The organism is Bacillus sp. RC251 (assembly GCF_044908765.1).
GTDB lineage: Bacteria > Bacillota > Bacilli > Bacillales > Bacillaceae_G > Bacillus_A > Bacillus_A wiedmannii.
In genome coordinates this window covers 128325-145339 of sequence record NZ_JBIYDP010000008.1, presented here as the reverse complement: position 1 = coordinate 145339, position 17015 = coordinate 128325, and the positions used below count along the sequence as shown (strand labels likewise).

Below are 17015 nucleotides of genomic sequence, written 5' to 3'. Positions count from 1 at the left end.
GAACCCCAGCGATTAAAGTTTCACTTTATAAGGAGGAAATAGACGATGATGGGAAAGAAAATTTTAGTAGTTGATGATGAAAAGCCGATTGCGGATATTTTGAAGTTCAACCTAGAAAAAGAAGGTTTTGAAATTGTAATGGCGCATGATGGTGATGAAGCGATTGAAAAAGCGAATGAAGAGCAGCCAGATATGGTTTTATTAGATATTATGCTACCAGGTAAGGATGGCTTAGAGGTTTGCCGTGAAATACGTAAAAGCTCAGAAATGCCGATTATTATGCTTACAGCAAAGGACTCTGAAATTGATAAAGTATTAGGGCTTGAGCTTGGAGCAGATGATTATGTAACGAAGCCATTTAGTACGAGGGAATTACTTGCTCGTGTGAAGGCGAATTTACGTCGCCATCAACAAGGTGGTGCTGCAGAAAAAGAAGAAAATACGGAAATGGTTATTGGACCAATCGTTATCAATTCAAATGCGTATAGTGTAACGAAACGTGAGGAAAATATTGAACTTACACATCGTGAATTTGAGCTACTACATTATTTAGCCAAACATTTAGGACAAGTTATGACTCGTGAGCATTTATTGCAAACAGTTTGGGGTTATGACTATTTTGGAGATGTACGTACAGTGGATGTAACAGTGCGTCGTTTACGTGAAAAAATTGAAGATAATCCAAGTCATCCTACTTTAATTGTAACTAGACGTGGAGTAGGATATTACTTGCGTGACCCAGAGCAGGAATAGTATATGAAGAAAGTTGGTTTTTTTCAATCTATTCATTTAAAATTTGTACTCATATATATGCTATTAATATTAATAGCTATGCAAGTTATTGGGGTATATTTTGTAAGAGAGTTAGAAAAGAGTCTTGTACAAGGCTTTAGAGATTCTTTAACGCAGCAAACGAACTTATTATCATATAACTTGAAACAAGAGTTTAAAAAAAGTTATACAAAGGCAGAAACAGAATCAACAGATGAAACGATTAAAACTTCAATTCGAAAATTTGCCTCTGATCGAAAGAAAGATATCCAAGAGGTAAGTGTATTTGATTCGCATAGAAAGTTACTCGCTATTTCAGATGAGTCAAAGCAAAACAAGGTAAATAGAACATCAACTGATATAGCTGTTCAACGGGTATTGGTACAAAAAAAGCCAGAAGTGAAAATTGAGAAGGATGGTCGTACAGGCCATCGTGTACAAGTTATGCTTACTCCTATTCTAGATGATAACGGCAAGGATGCACTTGGTGTTATTTACATTGTTGCATCTATGGAAGATGTTTATAAACAGATGAAGGATATTAATCAAATTTTTGCGACTGGAACCGTTATTGCATTACTCGTAACAGCTGTACTTGGAATTTTGTTAGCTCAAACGATTACGAGACCAATCTCAGATATGCGAAGACAAGCGATTGAAATGGCAAAAGGAAACTATTCAAGAAAAGTAAAAGTGCATAGCCATGATGAAATAGGACAATTAGCATTATCTTTCAATAATTTATCAAAAAAATTACAACAAGCTCGTTCTTCAACGGAAAGTGAAAGACGTAAATTATCATCTGTTTTATCACATATGACAGATGGAGTAATTGCTACTGACCGAAAAGGAGACATTATTTTATTAAATGATCCTGCGGAAAAGATGCTAAATGTTTCGCGTGAAACGGCGCTCGATCAATCTGTTTTAGAAGTATTAGGGATACAAGAAGAATTTACGCTCGATCATTTATACGAAGAGCCTGATTCCGTTTTATTAGATTTTAGTACGAGAAATGAGCCATATATTTTACGTGCTAGTTTCTCTGTTATTCAAAAAGAGACAGGGAAAGCAAATGGTTTAATTGCCGTATTATATGATGTAACTGAGCAGGAGCGTATAGAAAGGGAACGCCGTGAGTTTGTGGCAAACGTTTCCCATGAATTAAGGACGCCATTAACAACGATGCGCAGTTACTTAGAGGCACTTACGGACGGAGCGTGGCAAGATCCGAATATTGCACCACAATTTTTAACAGTTACACAAGAAGAAACAGAAAGAATGATTAGACTTGTAAATGCGTTATTGCAACTTTCTAAACTCGATAGTACAGAACATCGTTTAATGAAAGAATGGGTCGACTTTACTGACTTCTTTAATAACATTATTGATCGTTTTGAAATGTCTAAAGAGCAAAACGTAAGTTTCAAACGATCTTTTTCTAAGAAATCCCGATTTATTGATATGGATACGGATAAAATTACGCAAGTTTTGTATAACATTATTTCGAATGCATTAAAGTATTCACCAGAAGGTGGAACAGTAACATATCGCTTACGTGATCGTGGGGAATTATTAGAGGTTAGTGTAAGTGACCAAGGAATGGGTATTCCCAAAGAAAACGTCGATAAAATCTTTGAACGTTTTTACCGCGTAGATAAAGCACGTTCAAGACAAATGGGTGGTACAGGACTTGGATTAGCAATTGCAAAAGAAATGATTGAGGCACATGGTGGCTCGATTTGGGCGAAGAGTGAGGAAGGAAAAGGGACAACTATTTACTTCACATTGCCAATGGCAGCAGATGAAGAGGACGATTGGGAATGAGTATGGAAAATGTTAAAACGATAGTTTTAATTAATTTAGTTGTAATTAGCCTATTTCTTACTTTTAACTTATGGACGTATGTGCCAGATTCCACGTCTATGCAAAACGCAAAATTTGTGCAGGGGAATGAAGGAATTACTCAAACTAAAATCGCTGATGTTGTCCGCCCTACTTCTATCATCGTGCATAAAGATAAAAATCATTATGGGAGCAAAAGAGAGGTAGATATAGAATCAATCTATAAACCTTTGGAAGCAGGGGAATTACATGGTTTCAAAGAGATATCGATTGCTAAGGCTGATTTCCTTTCTTATGTGCATGGTGAAGGGAAAATGGAGCTTGTTTTTCCTACCAACATCCCATTTGATGCAGTTAAATCTATGTTTAATATGAAAGAAAAAAGTATAGATAAGCCTAAACATTTTAATCGAATTATTCTTGACCCTTCTAGAAGTAGGGATCAAGAAATTAAAATTAATTTTGTTTCTGATGGTGATAACTCTAGAATATATGAAGCAAAATTAAGTGGTGTGTATTTAAAAGATATTGTAAATGCACAAAATCAATTTATAGTATCGGCAAAACCTTATTTTGACTATCAAATTAATGATATGAAAAAGCTATTTTTACCAGATGGAACGACAGAATTAAGTAATATAACATATATTTCATCTAATTTAGCGGTTGATACATTTAAGAATGCTCTTTTTAGTGACCCACGTTATTTAAGCCCTATTACCGAGAAATCGAAAGAAACATTTACGGATGGTATTAGGTCCATGGAGATTGAAAACGATCATCATATGCTAAAGTATAAAAATTCTTCTGTTTCAAGTGAGAAAACGACAGATAATTTAATGCTTTTACAAAAAAGCTTTGATTTTGTAAATGGTCACAGTGGGAGTTTGGATTCATATCGTTTGGATTATATGAATAAAGGACAGACGGTATTCCGTTTACATGAAGATGGATATTCCGTATTCAATACAGATGGATTAGCTGAATTGAGACAAGTATGGGGATCAGAAGAAGTAATGGAGTATGAAAGACCGTTGTTGTCTTTAAATACGAAAGGTATAGAACAGAAGGTTACTCTTCCATCAGGTCACGTTGTAATAGCATCTTTAGAAAATAATGCCGCGGTAGATAAAAGATTCATTAAAGACATTGGTATTGGATACAAATTATCACTAGATGGGCAAGTAGCTCGACTACAGCCAATTTGGTATGTAAAGTTTGTTGAAGATGAAGCGGGTAAACAAAAAATATATGAGTGGAGTGAGGGAGGACTAAATGGATTGGGATCGGATTAAAACCATATTTATTGTGACCTTTTTTGTTTTGGACCTCTTTCTCATTTTTCAATTCATTCAAAAGCAAGATAGTAATCAATTGGAGCTTATTGCAGAAACAAAGATAGATCAAGAATTAAAAGCAAACAAAATTACTATGGGTAATTTCCCTAAAGAACCGAAAAAAGAATCATTTATTAGGGCGGAAAACAAGGCGTTTAAAGAAGAAGATGTACAGTCTTTAAAGAATCAAATGGCGCATATACAAAATATGTACAGGATAGAAAGTAAGCTAAAAGAGCCCTTTTTAAATACAAAATCATTATCCAAAGATAAGTATAGTGATTTTTTGAAGAACTATGTATTGGATGGACAAAAGTATGAGTTTGGGGCGATGAAAGACTCTAAAATTTACTTCTTCCAAAAATATAAAGATAAGCCTATTTTCTATAACGATCAGGCAATGATTGTTGTGGAATTAAATGAAAAAAATGAACTCGTGTCGTACACGCAGACGATGCTAACTGATTTAAAAGAAATGGGCGAAAGTGAAAAAACGAAACAGCAAGAAATTATTACTGCTCAAACAGCTTTAGAAAATCTGTATTTAAAAAATAAAGTTCATGGGAATACACATGTAAAAGAAGCACAAATTGGTTATGCCACCCTTACCGCATCTACTTCTAATAACCAAGTACTCGCTCCAACATGGAATTTAAAAACGGAGCAGAAGCAGGACTTCTTTGTAAATGCAATCGAAGGACAAGTTATGGAATTAGGGGAAAGGGAAAATCAAGTGGTTGATGAACATACTGGAGTGAGAAAGAATGGGGTTGCATTTTAGCGTACTTGCAAGTGGAAGTACAGGGAATATGCTATATGTAGGAACAGATGAAAAAAAATTACTCGTCGATGCAGGTTTAAGTGGTAAAGCAACAGAGGCTTTATTTAAACAGGCAGAACTAAATATAAATGATGTATCAGGTATTCTTGTAACACATGAACATAGTGACCATATTAAAGGGTTAGGTGTATTGGCACGTAAATATGATTTACCTGTTTATGCAAATGAGAAAACATGGAATGCAATGGAACATTTAATAGGAAATATCCCAACTGAGCAAAAGTTTATTTTCTCAGTTGGGGATGTGAAAACATTCGGTGATATTGAGGTCGAGTCATTTGGGGTTTCTCATGATGCGGCAGAGCCGATGTTCTATGCCTTTCATAACAATAATAGAAAGTTAGCCCTTATTACAGATACGGGATACGTGAGTGATCGTATGAAAGGTGTTATTAAGGGTGCTAATGCTTTCGTGTTTGAAAGTAATCATGACGTGGAAATGCTTCGTATGGGACGTTATCCATGGAGTATTAAGCGACGTATTTTAAGTGATGTGGGTCACGTTTGTAATGAGGACGCTGCATTAGCGATGGCGGATGTAATTACAGATGAGACAAAACATATTTATTTAGCCCATTTAAGTTTAGATAATAACATGAAAGAACTAGCACGTATGTCAGTATCACAAGTATTAGAGGAAAAAGGATTTGGAGTGGGAGAAGCCTTCGAAATTCATGATACAGATCCGAAAATGCCTACAAAAATTCAATACGTATAATTCTGCATTTTAGTAAACAATAAAGGTGAATATAGTTGTTTTCAGGAAGATGGGTGAACAAATATGTCCTTTATTGATGAAGAAAATTATCGTATGAAACGTGCAAGAAAAAAGAAGCATAAAGGTATTGTTATTTCTAGCATAGCAGGAACAATTGTAGGAGCTTCGTTATTTGCATTTGGAGCTCCTTTATTTGCGAATGATGCGGGCGCGCTTCCGCAAGCTGAAGCAAGTGGAAGTAATATGGCCGAAGCTCAAGGAATTAAACAGATTAGCTTTGTTGATGCTGTTGATCGTGCGTCTGAAGCTGTTGTTGGCGTTATTAATATTCAACGAGATAATTTTTCAGAGGCAGATTCAGAAGCTGGTACAGGATCGGGTGTAATTTATAAAAAAGCAGATGGCCAAGCTTATATTGTAACGAATAATCATGTTGTTGCTGGAGCGAATCGTATTGAAGTAAGTTTAAGTGATGGTAAGAAGGTTCCTGGAAAAGTATTAGGAACGGATGTAGTCACAGATTTGGCTGTACTAGAAATAGATGCAAAGCATGTGAAAAAAATAATTGAGATTGGCGATTCTAATACTGTTCGTAGAGGAGAACCGGTCATTGCGATTGGAAACCCACTCGGGCTGCAATTTTCAGGAACCGTTACACAAGGCATTATTTCAGCTAAGGAACGTATTGTTCCTGTAGATTTGGATCAAGATGGACATTACGATTGGCAAGTAGAAGTATTGCAAACAGACGCAGCAATTAATCCAGGTAATAGTGGTGGTGCGCTTGTAAATGCGGCAGGTCAATTAATTGGCATTAACTCAATGAAAATTGCAGCAAAAGAAGTAGAAGGAATTGGACTAGCTATTCCAGTTACTAGAGCTGTTCCAATTATGAATGAATTAGAGAAGTACGGAAAAGTAAGGAGACCGTATGTTGGAATTGAACTTAGATCGTTAAATGAGATTCCAAATTACCATTGGTCAAAAACATTGCATTTACCAGGCAATGTAACAGAGGGAGTTTGCATTTTAGATGTGAAAAGTCCTTCGCCAGGTGTAGATGCTGGTTTACGAGAACACGATGTGATTGTAGCAGTAGATGGAAAACCGGTTCGCGATATTATTGGATTCCGTACGGCCTTATATGATAAAAAAATTAATGATAAAATGACTCTTACGTTTTATCGTGGTACAAAACGAGCAACAACAACGGTTAAACTAGGCATTCAAAAGTATTAAAAACAGGAGGGCCTACCTCCTGTTTTCTATTGTAGAAAAGTGAGGTGAAGAATATGAATTTACCTTGTTGTTTAGAACATGTTGAATTAGCTTTAGATATTATTGTGGATGAGTGTGAAGTTGCACCAGTTATCAACAATGTGGATAACTCAGGAAAAGAGAAAAAAACATGTGAATTTTGTCAAAATGAGGCGACATATGTTGTATCGAACACAGATTCTCACACAATATGTGGGTAATAATTGTGGATATGTGGATAAGTTATGTGGATAACATGTTTGTAAGGTGGGGAATGAGTGTGAATATCTCGATTATTTCAATTGGGAAATTAAAAGAAAAATATTTAAAACAAGGTATAGCAGAATACTTAAAACGATTATCTGCATACGCAAAAGTAGAAGTAATTGAATTGCCAGATGAAAAGGCGCCAGAAAATTTAAGTGAAGCAGAAATGTTAATTGTAAAAGAAAAAGAAGGTATACGTATACTGGATAAAATTTCTGACGATACGCATGTCATTGCGTTAGCGATAGAAGGAAAGCAAAAATCATCAGAAGAATTTGCAATAAGCTTAGATCGTCTTGCTACATATGGGAAGAGTAAAGTTGCCTTTGTAATTGGTGGATCACTTGGACTAAGTTCAGAAGTAATGAAGCGTTCAAACGAATCTCTTTCTTTTTCAAAGATGACATTACCACACCAATTAATGCGATTAGTATTGCTTGAGCAAGTGTATAGAGCGTTTCGTATTAATCGTGGAGAACCGTATCATAAATAAAATTCCTTTTTGTATATAAAAAGACCATTGGAAAAAAACACCGATGGTCTTTTAAACATTAATAGGTAGTACGAAGGTTTCCTAAAATAAGTATGTTTCTATTTATAAAAAAGTGTGTTGTAATATGAAGAGGAAAAAGTATAAGTAGTCATAGAAGTGAGGAATTAAAGGTGAAGAAGTTTAAAAAGTTTTACTTGGAGATTACGAGTGTATGTAATCTTGCGTGCAGCTTTTGTCCGCCGACGGAAAGGCAGAAGCAATTCATTTCTGTGGAGGATTTTGCTAAAAGATTAGACCAAATTAAACCTCACACAGACTACATTTATTTGCACGTGAAGGGTGAGCCATTGCTCCATCCAAAAATAGATCAACTGTTAGATTTGAGCCATGAAAAAGGGTTTAAAGTTAATATTACAACGAACGGAACGTTAATTAATAAGAGAAGGCATAGACTGTTAAATAAGCCTGCTTTAAGACAAATGAATTTTTCACTGCACAGTTTTGATGGGCATCCAGGTTCGCAAGATAAAGAAGGTTATGTAAGGAGTATACTTTCCTTCATTAGAGAGGCGACAAGTCAATCGGATTTAATTGTTTCACTACGTTTATGGAATTTAACTCAGGATAATAAAACAAATGCTGAAATCCAGAAAAATAGAGATTTATTATCCATCATTGAAAATGAGTTTGGCCTATCTTATCAAATCGAAGAGAAGCTTACACCAGGAAAAGGTATAAAAATTGCGGAACGTGTCTTTATTAATCAAGACTATGAATTTCAGTGGCCGGCATTACATGAAGAAGAGGATGACGGAAAAGGATTCTGTCATGGTCTTCGAAATCAAGCTGGTATTTTAGCGAACGGAACAGTTATTCCTTGTTGTTTAGATGGTGAAGGGATTATTAACCTTGGGAATATTAATAATGACTCATTTTCTAACATTATAGAAGGTGAAAGAGCAACAAATATTGTCGATGGATTTTCGAAAAGAGTTGCAGTAGAAGAGCTATGTAGGAAATGTGGATACCGTAAAAGATTTGGAAAATAAATATGAAACAAGCCCTCATAAAGCGAGGGCTTATTTTTTATTCTTGATAAGAGCGTCCTAATTCATCAATTAAGGAACCGACGTAAGAAACAGCCCTGCGGATTGCATCTGGTTTTGACATATCGACTCCGGCATGTTTCATTAATTCAAGTGGTTTCATCGTACCACCAGCGCGAAGGACATCTAACCAGCGATCAACGGCAGGTCGCCCTTCCTCTTTAATCATTTGGGCTACCGCAGTAGATGCAGTGAGGCCTGCGGAATAGGTATAAGAATATAAGCCCATATAATAATGAGGTTGGCGCATCCAAGTTAAGCCAGCACCTTCGTCAATTTCTACAGAATCTCCCCAGAATGTCGAAAGTACATTTGTTTTTATTTCAGTTAAAGTTGTAGCTGTAAGTGCTTCTCCTTCTTCTGCTAGGGTATATACTCTTCTTTGATATTCTCCCTCAAGTAAGTGAGTAACAAAGTTATGATAATATGTGCCGAGGAGTTGCAGAATCACCCATCTGCGCATTCTCTTGTCGTCAGTAGTCGCTAATAAATGCTGGGCTAATAGTAATTCATTCATTGTAGATGGTGCTTCAACAAAGTACATAGATGGACGTACATTCATGATACGCTGGTTTTTATTTGCTAAATAAAAATGACCAGCATGACCAAATTCATGTGCTAATGTGAAGCATCCACGCATCGTATTTTGCCATGTAATTAAAATATATGGATGAGAGCCATATGGGCTTGAACAAAATGCTCCGGTGGATTTGCCTACGTTATCTGCAAGATCAACCCATCTTTCTTTGAATCCTTTTTCGATAATGGAACTATATTCATCGCCTAATACCTTTAAAGAATCTTGAATTAATTTACCAGCCTCCTTGTATGTGATGGTTGGATTAAATTCGGGATCTAAAGGTGCATGTAAGTCGCAGAACAGCATTTGATCGAGTCCTAATACTTTCTTTTTTAAATCTGCAAAACGGCGCATATGAGGCGCTAATTCTTTATAAATAATATTAAGTTGATTGTTATACATTTCAAGTGGAACTTTTTGAGGTTCTAAAAGCATATGAGTAACAGATTCAAATTTGCGTAAACGAGAGAGTGTTACTTGTTTTTTTACTTCAGTAGCATATGTTGTTGCCACTGTATTCTTATATCGTTTCAAGGTGGAAACAAATGATGAGTATGCTTTTCTACGTATGTCTGCGCTTGGAGAGAACTCATATTTGCTTTCAAATAATGCAAATGATACAGGGAGCTCGTTTCCTTGTTCGTCTTGTATGGAGGTAAAATCCATATCGGCTAATTTAGTCATACCGTAAATTTTGTATGGAGAATTATGTACTTCGCCAAGTGCAGCAAGAGCTTCTTCTGTTTCAGGAGAGAGCGTGTGCTGCCTTTTTTGTAGGATGTCTAGTAATGATTTACGGAAAGGTTCGAGTTTTGTTTCTTCGTGTAAATACTTTTCAATTGTTCCTTCATCGAATGAGAGGATTTCATTATGGATAAAGGATAGTGCAGTATGTACTTTCGTCCATAAAGCAGAAATTTTGGAAGAGTTCGCTTGAATAACTGGATTTGTACGATCAGTTGATTCTTTTAAATTTGCATAGGAGTATAGTTTTGTTAACTTCATTAAAAGCTCTTCTTCTAAAAGTAGGCAATGTAATAAGGTAGTGGGGCTAGTGTGTAATTGTCCTTTAAACGCATCAAGTTTTTTTATATCGTCTGTTAATACACGTAATGTAGTTTCCCAATCTTTATCAGATTCGAATAAATCAGAGAGGTCCCATGTTAGTTCAGTAGGGACTTCTGCGCGAATATGGCGTTTCTCAATTACATTTTTCATTTGTTATATCCCCCTTATTATAAGTATCTAAAAACATGATACTAGAAAATTCAGTAAAATGAAAATATTTCACATTTCTATATATGAAAAAGAAGGACAAGCATAAAAATGCTTGTCCTTCGAGTTAAATTTAAAAATTAATATACTTTATCCCCGTTGAAAATAGAGTTTTTCACGACTACATAATCTACAGTACGAATTGAATCTAATTTTGTTCCACCAGCGTAAGAGATAGAAGATTGAAGATCTTGTTCCATTTCGATTAAAGTATCTTCTAAAGAACCTTTATGCTCAACGAACATTTTCTTACCTTCAACGTTTTTCTTCTCACCTTTTTGGAATTCAGAAGCTGAACCGAAGTACTCTTTATAAAGTTTGCCGTCTTTTTCGATTGTTTCCCCTGGAGACTCTTCATGACCAGCGAATAGAGAACCGATCATAACCATAGTCGCCCCAAATCGAATAGATTTAGCTACGTCGCCGTGTGTACGAATACCACCGTCAGCGATAATTGGCTTACTTGCAGCTTTTGCACACCAGCGAAGTGCAGCTAGTTGCCAACCGCCAGTTCCAAAGCCTGTTTTAATTTTAGTAATACAAACTTTACCAGGTCCAATACCGACTTTTGTTGCGTCAGCACCAGCGTTTTCTAATTCTCTTACCGCTTCTGGAGTTCCAACGTTTCCAGCGATAACGAAGCTTTCTGGTAAATGCTTTTTAATATGTTGAATCATGTTGATTACAGCATTAGAATGTCCGTGTGCAATATCAATCGTGATGTATTCAGGTGTAAGTTGCTCAGCAGCTAATTGTTGTACGAATTCATATTCGTCCTCTTTTACACCAACGCTAATAGAAGCGATTAATCCACGTGATTGCATATCTCTAATAAATGAGATACGTTTCTCTGGCTGGAAACGATGCATGATATAGAAGTAATTGTTTTCAGCTAAATAAGTTGCAATTCTTTCATCAATAATCGTTTGCATATTTGCAGGTACGACAGGTAATTTAAATTTATGTTTACCTAAAGTGACAGTTGTATCACATTCAGAGCGGCTGTTCACAATACATTTTGCAGGAATTAATTGAATATCTTCATAGTCAAATACGTTTTCCATCATTTACACCCCTAAAATACGAATATTTTATTTCTATTAATTAAAAACGTTCGTCCATAGGATAATTTACATCATTTTTATGAAGAAGTCAAAGTATTTCTTAACATTTTTTTAAAAAACAGAGTATATATATGATGGAATAGTGTTAAAAGCGAATTTAAAACATTTTTCTACCCTTATTGTTCGTTTATTAGAATCTAGATAGGAGTGTTGTCAGTGATAACAACTATTTTATTGAAGGCAAACATTAAAAAGAAAAGGCATTATCATTTAGTTGAACATTAGATGGAATGACGGAGGTTATTTTTATTCTGAAATAATATTTCTAAAATTTTTTTCGGAATAAAGGAACCTTTTGTTTATTCCTATATAAAAAGATGAATCTTGCACGATTTGCCTTTTTATGTGAGCTTTCAAGTATAATGAATAAGGTGATAGTATCTACATGATAATTCAGTGATAGGAAACGATAAAGAAGAAAATAATACAGAATAAAATGAGGTTAATATATGAATAAAAAAAGCTTTACTAATTATGCATTAAGTAAAGAAATTGTAAGAGCACTTACTGGTTTAGGCTACGAAAATCCAACAGAAGTGCAAGGAGAGGTTATTCCAGTTGCATTGAAAAAGAAGGATCTTGTTGTAAAATCGCAAACTGGAAGTGGAAAAACAGCTTCATTCGGTATTCCACTTTGTGAAATGGTGGAATGGGAAGAGAATAAGCCACAAGCATTAGTTTTGACGCCGACGAGAGAACTTGCTGTTCAAGTGAAAGAAGATATTACGAATATAGGCCGCTTCAAAAGAATTAAGGCTGCGGCCGTTTATGGTAAGTCTCCATTTGCACGTCAAAAATTAGAGTTAAAACAAAAGACACATATCGTAGTGGGGACTCCTGGCCGTGTGTTAGATCATATTGAAAAAGGTACCCTTTCTTTAGAATGTCTGAAGTATTTAGTCATTGATGAAGCAGATGAAATGCTAAATATGGGCTTTATTGATCAAGTAGAGGCAATTATTGATGAATTACCTACAAAGCGAATGACAATGCTATTTTCGGCAACACTTCCAGAAGATGTTGAAAAGTTATCCCGTACGTATATGGATTCGCCAACGCATATTGAAATTAAGGCTGCCGGGATTACCACAGACAAAATTGAACATACACTTTTTGAGACGAGAGAAGAGGAGAAGCTTTCACTTCTTAAAGATGTAACAACAATTGAGAATCCAGATAGTTGTATTATTTTTTGCCGTACACAAGAAAATGTAGATCACGTATTTAGACAGTTAAACCGTGTTAACTATCCTTGTGACAAAATACATGGTGGTATGGTGCAAGAAGATCGTTTTGAAGTTATGGACGATTTTAGAAAAGGAAAGTTCCGTTATTTAGTAGCGACAGACGTAGCTGCTAGAGGAATTGATATTGATAATATTACACATGTTATTAACTATGATATTCCGTTAGAAAAAGAAAGTTATGTACATCGTACGGGAAGAACGGGACGAGCTGGCAATAAAGGAAAAGCTATTACATTCATAACTCCGTATGAAGATAGATTTTTAGAAGAAATTGAGGCGTACATCGGCTTTGAAATTCCAAAGGCATATGCACCTTCAAAAGAAGAGGTTATGAAAGGGAAGGCAGTATTTGAGGAAAAAATACATGCTAAACCAATTATAAAGAAAGATAAAAGTGCAGACTTAAACAAAGGGATTATGAAGCTGTACTTTAATGGTGGGAAGAAAAAGAAAATTAGAGCGGTAGATTTTGTCGGCACAATTGCTAAAATTAAAGGTGTTACAGCAGAAGATATAGGAATTATTACGATACAGGACAATGTTTCTTACGTTGAAATATTAAATGGAAAAGGACCAATTGTTTTAAAGACCATGAAAACTACAACGATTAAAGGGAAACAATTAAAAGTCCATGAAGCAATTAAGTAAATAAAAAAACTATCCACTGTAACAGGTGGATAGTTTTTTTATTTACGATTCTTTTAAATCGTCCACTAACTTCTCTGCCAATCGTCTGTACATATTGCTCATCGTCACGAAGGATGTTAGTAATAAAAACTTTTCTAGCTTTTGATCTTCTAAGGAGGAAATCTCATTTACTTCCCTAATACGGTTATTTACGTCCTGTTTAAAGGTTTCCACATTGGTTTCAGTAAGAGCAAGATAATCTTTATAGAGAGTATTTAATTCGAATGTATCATCGTTTAGTAAAGGTACATTTATATTTTCTAAGGAGCTTTTTATGTCATTAATGGAAAGGGCTCCTTTTAACTGGTAAATCAAGCCAATTAGAATCATATGCTCTTTTGAATACTTTTTATTTTTAATAGGGATGAATAGTTTCCCTTTTGCGTAATTGTTAATCATTGTTTTTGTTAATACCTTTTCATCATCAGTTCTTGTTGAATCCGCATAAGTATTCTCAAATAGTTGAACAACTTGGTCTACATATAAGTCGACATTTGGGATATCCTCAAGTTTAATATTTTTTTCTAAATGTAATGATTCAAGTAATTTATTTATATTTTCCACGTAAAACCCCTCACTTTTATAACTTAGTGGAACTGAATGTTTAGTATATCTTTAAATATGGTATTACGAAACAAGTGAATTGTAAATGTTGACTAGTATAAATAATGTGTATATAATTACACGTAGTTATAAAAACTACATGTAATTATATGAGGGGTGTTTATATGAATGCTTATGTAAGAGAACCGGTTAATGCATTTACTCACTTAGGAGGAGCTGTATTAGCATTTATTGCATTATTAGCTATGCTTGTGAAAGTTTCTGTTAAGATGCCATCTTTTGCTGCAATTACAGCTGTTATTTTATTCGGTATTGGGATGATGGTCCTTTATATGGCATCAGCTGTGTATCATAGTGTTGTAGCCAGTGAACGTGTTATTTATTTCTTTAGGAAGTTAGATCATTCTATGATTTTTATATTAATTGCAGGTACATATGCACCCTTTTGCTTAATTACATTAAGTTCGGCAAATGGTTTACTACTATTTTGTTTAGTTTATGCAACTGCGATTTGTGGTATTGTTTTTAAAATGTTTTGGTTTAATTGCCCAAGGTGGTTATCGACAGGAATTTATCTTCTGATGGGTTGGTTAATTGTTCTATTCTTTGCACCGCTAGCTGAGAATTTAAGTACAGGAGGTATCCTTTTCTTAGTACTTGGAGGTATTTTTTATACAATTGGTGGGTTTATTTACGGTGCTAAGCCAAAATGGTTGGAGTTTAAATATATGGGGCACCATGAAATTTTTCATGTTTTCGTATTATTAGGAAGCCTGGCACACTTTTTAAGTGTATATTGTTACGTAATTTAACAAATCAGAACGTTTGGATAGCTTTTACTAAAATTTTTGGGTAATAAAAAATGATATAGAAAAATATAGATGTTGAAGAGCTACATAACTTAAAGGTTATGTAGCTTTTTGTATAAAAGAAAATTTAAAATATTTAGAATTTATACCTTGGAATATGATAGGATAGATGTGTATTGAGATTATAAAATTTTATAATTGATGATAAGTGGGGGACTATATATATGGCGATACTTATAACGGGTGGAGCAGGATATATTGGTAGTCATACGTGTATAGAATTATTAAATAATAATTATAAAATTATAGTCGTAGATAATCTTTCAAATAGTTCAATAGAGTCTTTAAACCGAGTAAAAGAAATAACAGGGAAACAATTTAAATTTTATAATGAAAGTGTTTTAAATCGTGAAAAAATGAATGAGATTTTTTTGGAAAATAACATTGAAGCAGTTATTCATTTTGCTGGCTTCAAAGCAGTTGGGGAATCTACTACAATTCCGCTTACATATTATTATAATAATATTATAAGTACGATTATATTATGTGATGTAATGCAAAAACATAATGTGAAAAAATTTATTTTTAGTTCGTCTGCAACTGTATATGGAATTCCAAAAACATCACCAATTACGGAAGAATTTCCATTAAGCGTGACAAATCCATATGGGCAAACAAAGTTAATGATAGAGCAAATTATGCGTGATGTTGCAAAATCTGATGGTGAATGGAGTATCGCGTTACTTCGTTATTTCAACCCATTTGGGGCGCATCAAAGTGGTCGTATTGGAGAAGATCCAAATGGGATTCCGAATAATTTAATGCCATATGTAACACAAGTAGCGGTAGGGAAGTTAAAGGAATTAAATATATTTGGAAATGACTATCCAACAAAAGACGGGACAGGTGTTCGTGATTATATTCACGTTGTTGACCTTGCAAAAGGACATGTAAAGGCACTTGAGAAAGTGCTTGAAACTACAGGAATAGATGCATATAACCTTGGTACAGGGAAAGGGTATAGTGTATTGGAGATGGTTAATGCTTTTGAGAAGGTTTCGGGCAAAAAAATACCTTATAAAATTATCGGGCGTCGTCCTGGGGACGTAGCGATATGTTTTGCTGATGTATCTAAAGCAAAGCGAGAATTAGGATGGGAAGCGGAATATGGAGTAGAAGAAATGTGTTTAGATTCTTGGAGATGGCAGGTAAATAATAAAAATGGCTATCAAATGATTTAAGGAGGATACTTTATTTTTATTGTATTTATGTATAATAAAGGAACCAAAGGTCAGTAATAGTTTTCGTTGAGGAAAAGAAAACTATTACTGACCATAGCACTTCAATAGGAATTTAATCTATTGAATGCTTTTATAAATTGGTGATTTGGAAAGAGAACTTAATGAATTCGAACGAGTTGTTTATGATATACGGTATTACCTTCTTGGCTTGCGTATGGCGGTATGCTTCGTCCAAAACAATTTGCGATAATATTGGAGTGGCTAGGATAAGAAATACGAATTTCATACAAGTCAACAGCGTCACCTAAATCAGCATAAAAAACTGCTAAGTTGTTCCCTTGTAAAATATATGGAAATACTACTTCCGCATTTTCACCAATTAGTACAGGTAATTTTACAGGATTAGAATAGTTAGACCAATCCCAAACCTCTATACTTACATAGTGTGCGTAAAATGCATCTAAATTTACAATGTTTACTACTGCTGAAACAGTTGCAGGCTCTCTTGTTAATACACCTGTGGAGTGAAAAACAGGTTGATTTGGATAATGAAGAGGCATAAATATCAAACCTTCCTTAAAATGATATGATTATACTATATTTTATGCTAGGCATTAGTAGAATGAGATAGGGAAAATGTATCATTCTATTCATTTTTTATAGAAATTAAAAACGTATGATTGAAAAGTATTCCAACACTTGTATCCTTGTTAGAGTCCGTTTATAATCAAGGAATCCTATTGCATATTTTGATAGGGTTATTTATTATTGAAAGCGTTTTAAGTTTGCTCTTTTTTAAGGTAGGAAGTCTGACTTATTTGGATGAAAAATTATGTATGTAGTTTTAAATGGG

At 34.6% G+C, this 17015-nt stretch carries 16 protein-coding genes; 12 read left to right on the top strand and 4 right to left on the bottom strand.

Annotated features, from left to right (window positions below; all coding sequences use genetic code 11):
* Window positions 1–45: 45 nt before the first annotated feature.
* From walR to ABH961_RS21635, 9 genes are all read left to right on the top strand, one after another.
* Window positions 46–753 carry a cell wall metabolism DNA-binding response regulator WalR gene (gene walR, locus ABH961_RS21675; RefSeq protein ID WP_000971866.1) on the top strand — a complete coding sequence of 236 codons (708 nt, stop codon included), beginning with the start codon at window positions 46–48 and terminating at the stop codon, window positions 751–753.
* A 3-nt stretch (window positions 754–756) separates the two neighbouring features.
* A complete protein-coding gene (gene walK / locus ABH961_RS21670) occupies window positions 757–2598 on the top strand; it encodes a cell wall metabolism sensor histidine kinase WalK (protein WP_048542845.1) in 1842 nt (613 codons plus the stop codon).
* A complete protein-coding gene (locus ABH961_RS21665; protein WP_048542844.1) occupies window positions 2595–3911 on the top strand; it encodes a YycH family regulatory protein in 1317 nt (438 codons plus the stop codon). The genes walK and ABH961_RS21665 overlap by 4 nt, the downstream gene beginning before the upstream one ends.
* Window positions 3892–4734 carry a two-component system regulatory protein YycI gene (locus ABH961_RS21660; protein WP_048542843.1) on the top strand — a complete coding sequence of 281 codons (843 nt, stop codon included), beginning with the start codon at window positions 3892–3894 and terminating at the stop codon, window positions 4732–4734. The genes ABH961_RS21665 and ABH961_RS21660 overlap by 20 nt, the downstream gene beginning before the upstream one ends.
* Window positions 4718–5512 (top strand): MBL fold metallo-hydrolase, encoded by a 795-nt coding sequence (locus tag ABH961_RS21655; RefSeq protein ID WP_000522836.1) that lies wholly within the window; start codon window positions 4718–4720, stop codon window positions 5510–5512. Before ABH961_RS21660 ends, ABH961_RS21655 begins: the two co-directional genes overlap by 17 nt.
* Window positions 5513–5575: 63 nt before the next feature.
* Window positions 5576–6751: a S1C family serine protease gene (locus ABH961_RS21650; protein WP_098075873.1), complete on the top strand. Its 1176-nt coding sequence runs from the start codon at window positions 5576–5578 to the stop codon at window positions 6749–6751.
* Between the two features lie 53 nt (window positions 6752–6804).
* The gene (locus ABH961_RS21645) at window positions 6805–6990 is read left to right on the top strand and encodes a CxxH/CxxC protein (protein WP_001052831.1); all 186 of its coding nucleotides are present in this window, start codon (window positions 6805–6807) and stop codon (window positions 6988–6990) included.
* A gap of 59 nt (window positions 6991–7049) precedes the next feature.
* Window positions 7050–7529 carry a 23S rRNA (pseudouridine(1915)-N(3))-methyltransferase RlmH gene (gene rlmH, locus ABH961_RS21640; protein WP_001027000.1) on the top strand — a complete coding sequence of 160 codons (480 nt, stop codon included), beginning with the start codon at window positions 7050–7052 and terminating at the stop codon, window positions 7527–7529.
* Between the two features lie 170 nt (window positions 7530–7699).
* On the top strand, window positions 7700–8578 hold the full coding sequence (locus ABH961_RS21635; protein WP_000713629.1) for a radical SAM/SPASM domain-containing protein: 879 nt from the start codon (window positions 7700–7702) through the stop codon (window positions 8576–8578).
* A gap of 37 nt (window positions 8579–8615) precedes the next feature.
* Here ABH961_RS21635 and pepF read toward each other — a convergent pair whose 3' ends face one another.
* The gene (pepF, locus tag ABH961_RS21630) at window positions 8616–10433 is read right to left on the bottom strand and encodes an oligoendopeptidase F (RefSeq protein WP_404519964.1); all 1818 of its coding nucleotides are present in this window, start codon (window positions 10431–10433) and stop codon (window positions 8616–8618) included.
* A 137-nt stretch (window positions 10434–10570) separates the two neighbouring features.
* Window positions 10571–11554, bottom strand: a complete 984-nt coding sequence (guaC, locus tag ABH961_RS21625; protein ID WP_000432444.1) for a GMP reductase — start codon at window positions 11552–11554, stop codon at window positions 10571–10573.
* A 509-nt stretch (window positions 11555–12063) separates the two neighbouring features.
* Between guaC and ABH961_RS21620 the strand changes: the two genes are divergently transcribed.
* Window positions 12064–13509, top strand: a complete 1446-nt coding sequence (locus ABH961_RS21620; RefSeq protein ID WP_046958612.1) for a DEAD/DEAH box helicase — start codon at window positions 12064–12066, stop codon at window positions 13507–13509.
* Between the two features lie 42 nt (window positions 13510–13551).
* Here ABH961_RS21620 and ABH961_RS21615 read toward each other — a convergent pair whose 3' ends face one another.
* Complete coding sequence (locus ABH961_RS21615) at window positions 13552–14112, bottom strand: DUF1836 domain-containing protein (protein WP_048542834.1); 561 nt, start codon at window positions 14110–14112, stop codon at window positions 13552–13554.
* Window positions 14113–14276: 164 nt separating this feature from the next.
* Between ABH961_RS21615 and trhA the strand changes: the two genes are divergently transcribed.
* Both trhA and galE read left to right on the top strand, forming a co-directional pair.
* Window positions 14277–14924 carry a PAQR family membrane homeostasis protein TrhA gene (gene trhA / locus ABH961_RS21610; RefSeq protein ID WP_000995371.1) on the top strand — a complete coding sequence of 216 codons (648 nt, stop codon included), beginning with the start codon at window positions 14277–14279 and terminating at the stop codon, window positions 14922–14924.
* Between the two features lie 221 nt (window positions 14925–15145).
* Entirely contained in the window at window positions 15146–16162 is a 1017-nt protein-coding gene (galE, locus tag ABH961_RS21605; RefSeq protein ID WP_404519962.1) for a UDP-glucose 4-epimerase GalE, read from the top strand.
* Between the two features lie 158 nt (window positions 16163–16320).
* On the opposite strand, the gene ABH961_RS21600 is transcribed toward galE, so the two are convergent.
* Window positions 16321–16722, bottom strand: a complete 402-nt coding sequence (locus ABH961_RS21600) for a hypothetical protein (protein WP_001128273.1) — start codon at window positions 16720–16722, stop codon at window positions 16321–16323.
* Between the last annotated feature and the right edge of the window lie 293 nt (window positions 16723–17015).

Excerpts from the sequence above, each read along its gene's own strand:
- ABH961_RS21665 (WP_048542844.1), top strand. The coding sequence starts at position 2,595 with ATGAGTATGGAAAATGTTAAAACGATAGTTTTAATTAATTTAGTTGTA.
- ABH961_RS21660 (WP_048542843.1), top strand. The coding sequence starts at position 3,892 with ATGGATTGGGATCGGATTAAAACCATATTTATTGTGACCTTTTTTGTT.
- ABH961_RS21620 (WP_046958612.1), top strand. The coding sequence starts at position 12,064 with ATGAATAAAAAAAGCTTTACTAATTATGCATTAAGTAAAGAAATTGTA.
- walR (WP_000971866.1), top strand. The coding sequence starts at position 46 with ATGATGGGAAAGAAAATTTTAGTAGTTGATGATGAAAAGCCGATTGCG.
- ABH961_RS21600 (WP_001128273.1), bottom strand. The coding sequence starts at position 16,722 with ATGCCTCTTCATTATCCAAATCAACCTGTTTTTCACTCCACAGGTGTA.
- ABH961_RS21645 (WP_001052831.1), top strand. The coding sequence starts at position 6,805 with ATGAATTTACCTTGTTGTTTAGAACATGTTGAATTAGCTTTAGATATT.
- ABH961_RS21650 (WP_098075873.1), top strand. The coding sequence starts at position 5,576 with ATGTCCTTTATTGATGAAGAAAATTATCGTATGAAACGTGCAAGAAAA.
- trhA (WP_000995371.1), top strand. The coding sequence starts at position 14,277 with ATGAATGCTTATGTAAGAGAACCGGTTAATGCATTTACTCACTTAGGA.
- galE (WP_404519962.1), top strand. The coding sequence starts at position 15,146 with ATGGCGATACTTATAACGGGTGGAGCAGGATATATTGGTAGTCATACG.
- pepF (WP_404519964.1), bottom strand. The coding sequence starts at position 10,433 with ATGAAAAATGTAATTGAGAAACGCCATATTCGCGCAGAAGTCCCTACT.
- ABH961_RS21655 (WP_000522836.1), top strand. The coding sequence starts at position 4,718 with ATGGGGTTGCATTTTAGCGTACTTGCAAGTGGAAGTACAGGGAATATG.
- guaC (WP_000432444.1), bottom strand. The coding sequence starts at position 11,554 with ATGGAAAACGTATTTGACTATGAAGATATTCAATTAATTCCTGCAAAA.
- walK (WP_048542845.1), top strand. The coding sequence starts at position 757 with ATGAAGAAAGTTGGTTTTTTTCAATCTATTCATTTAAAATTTGTACTC.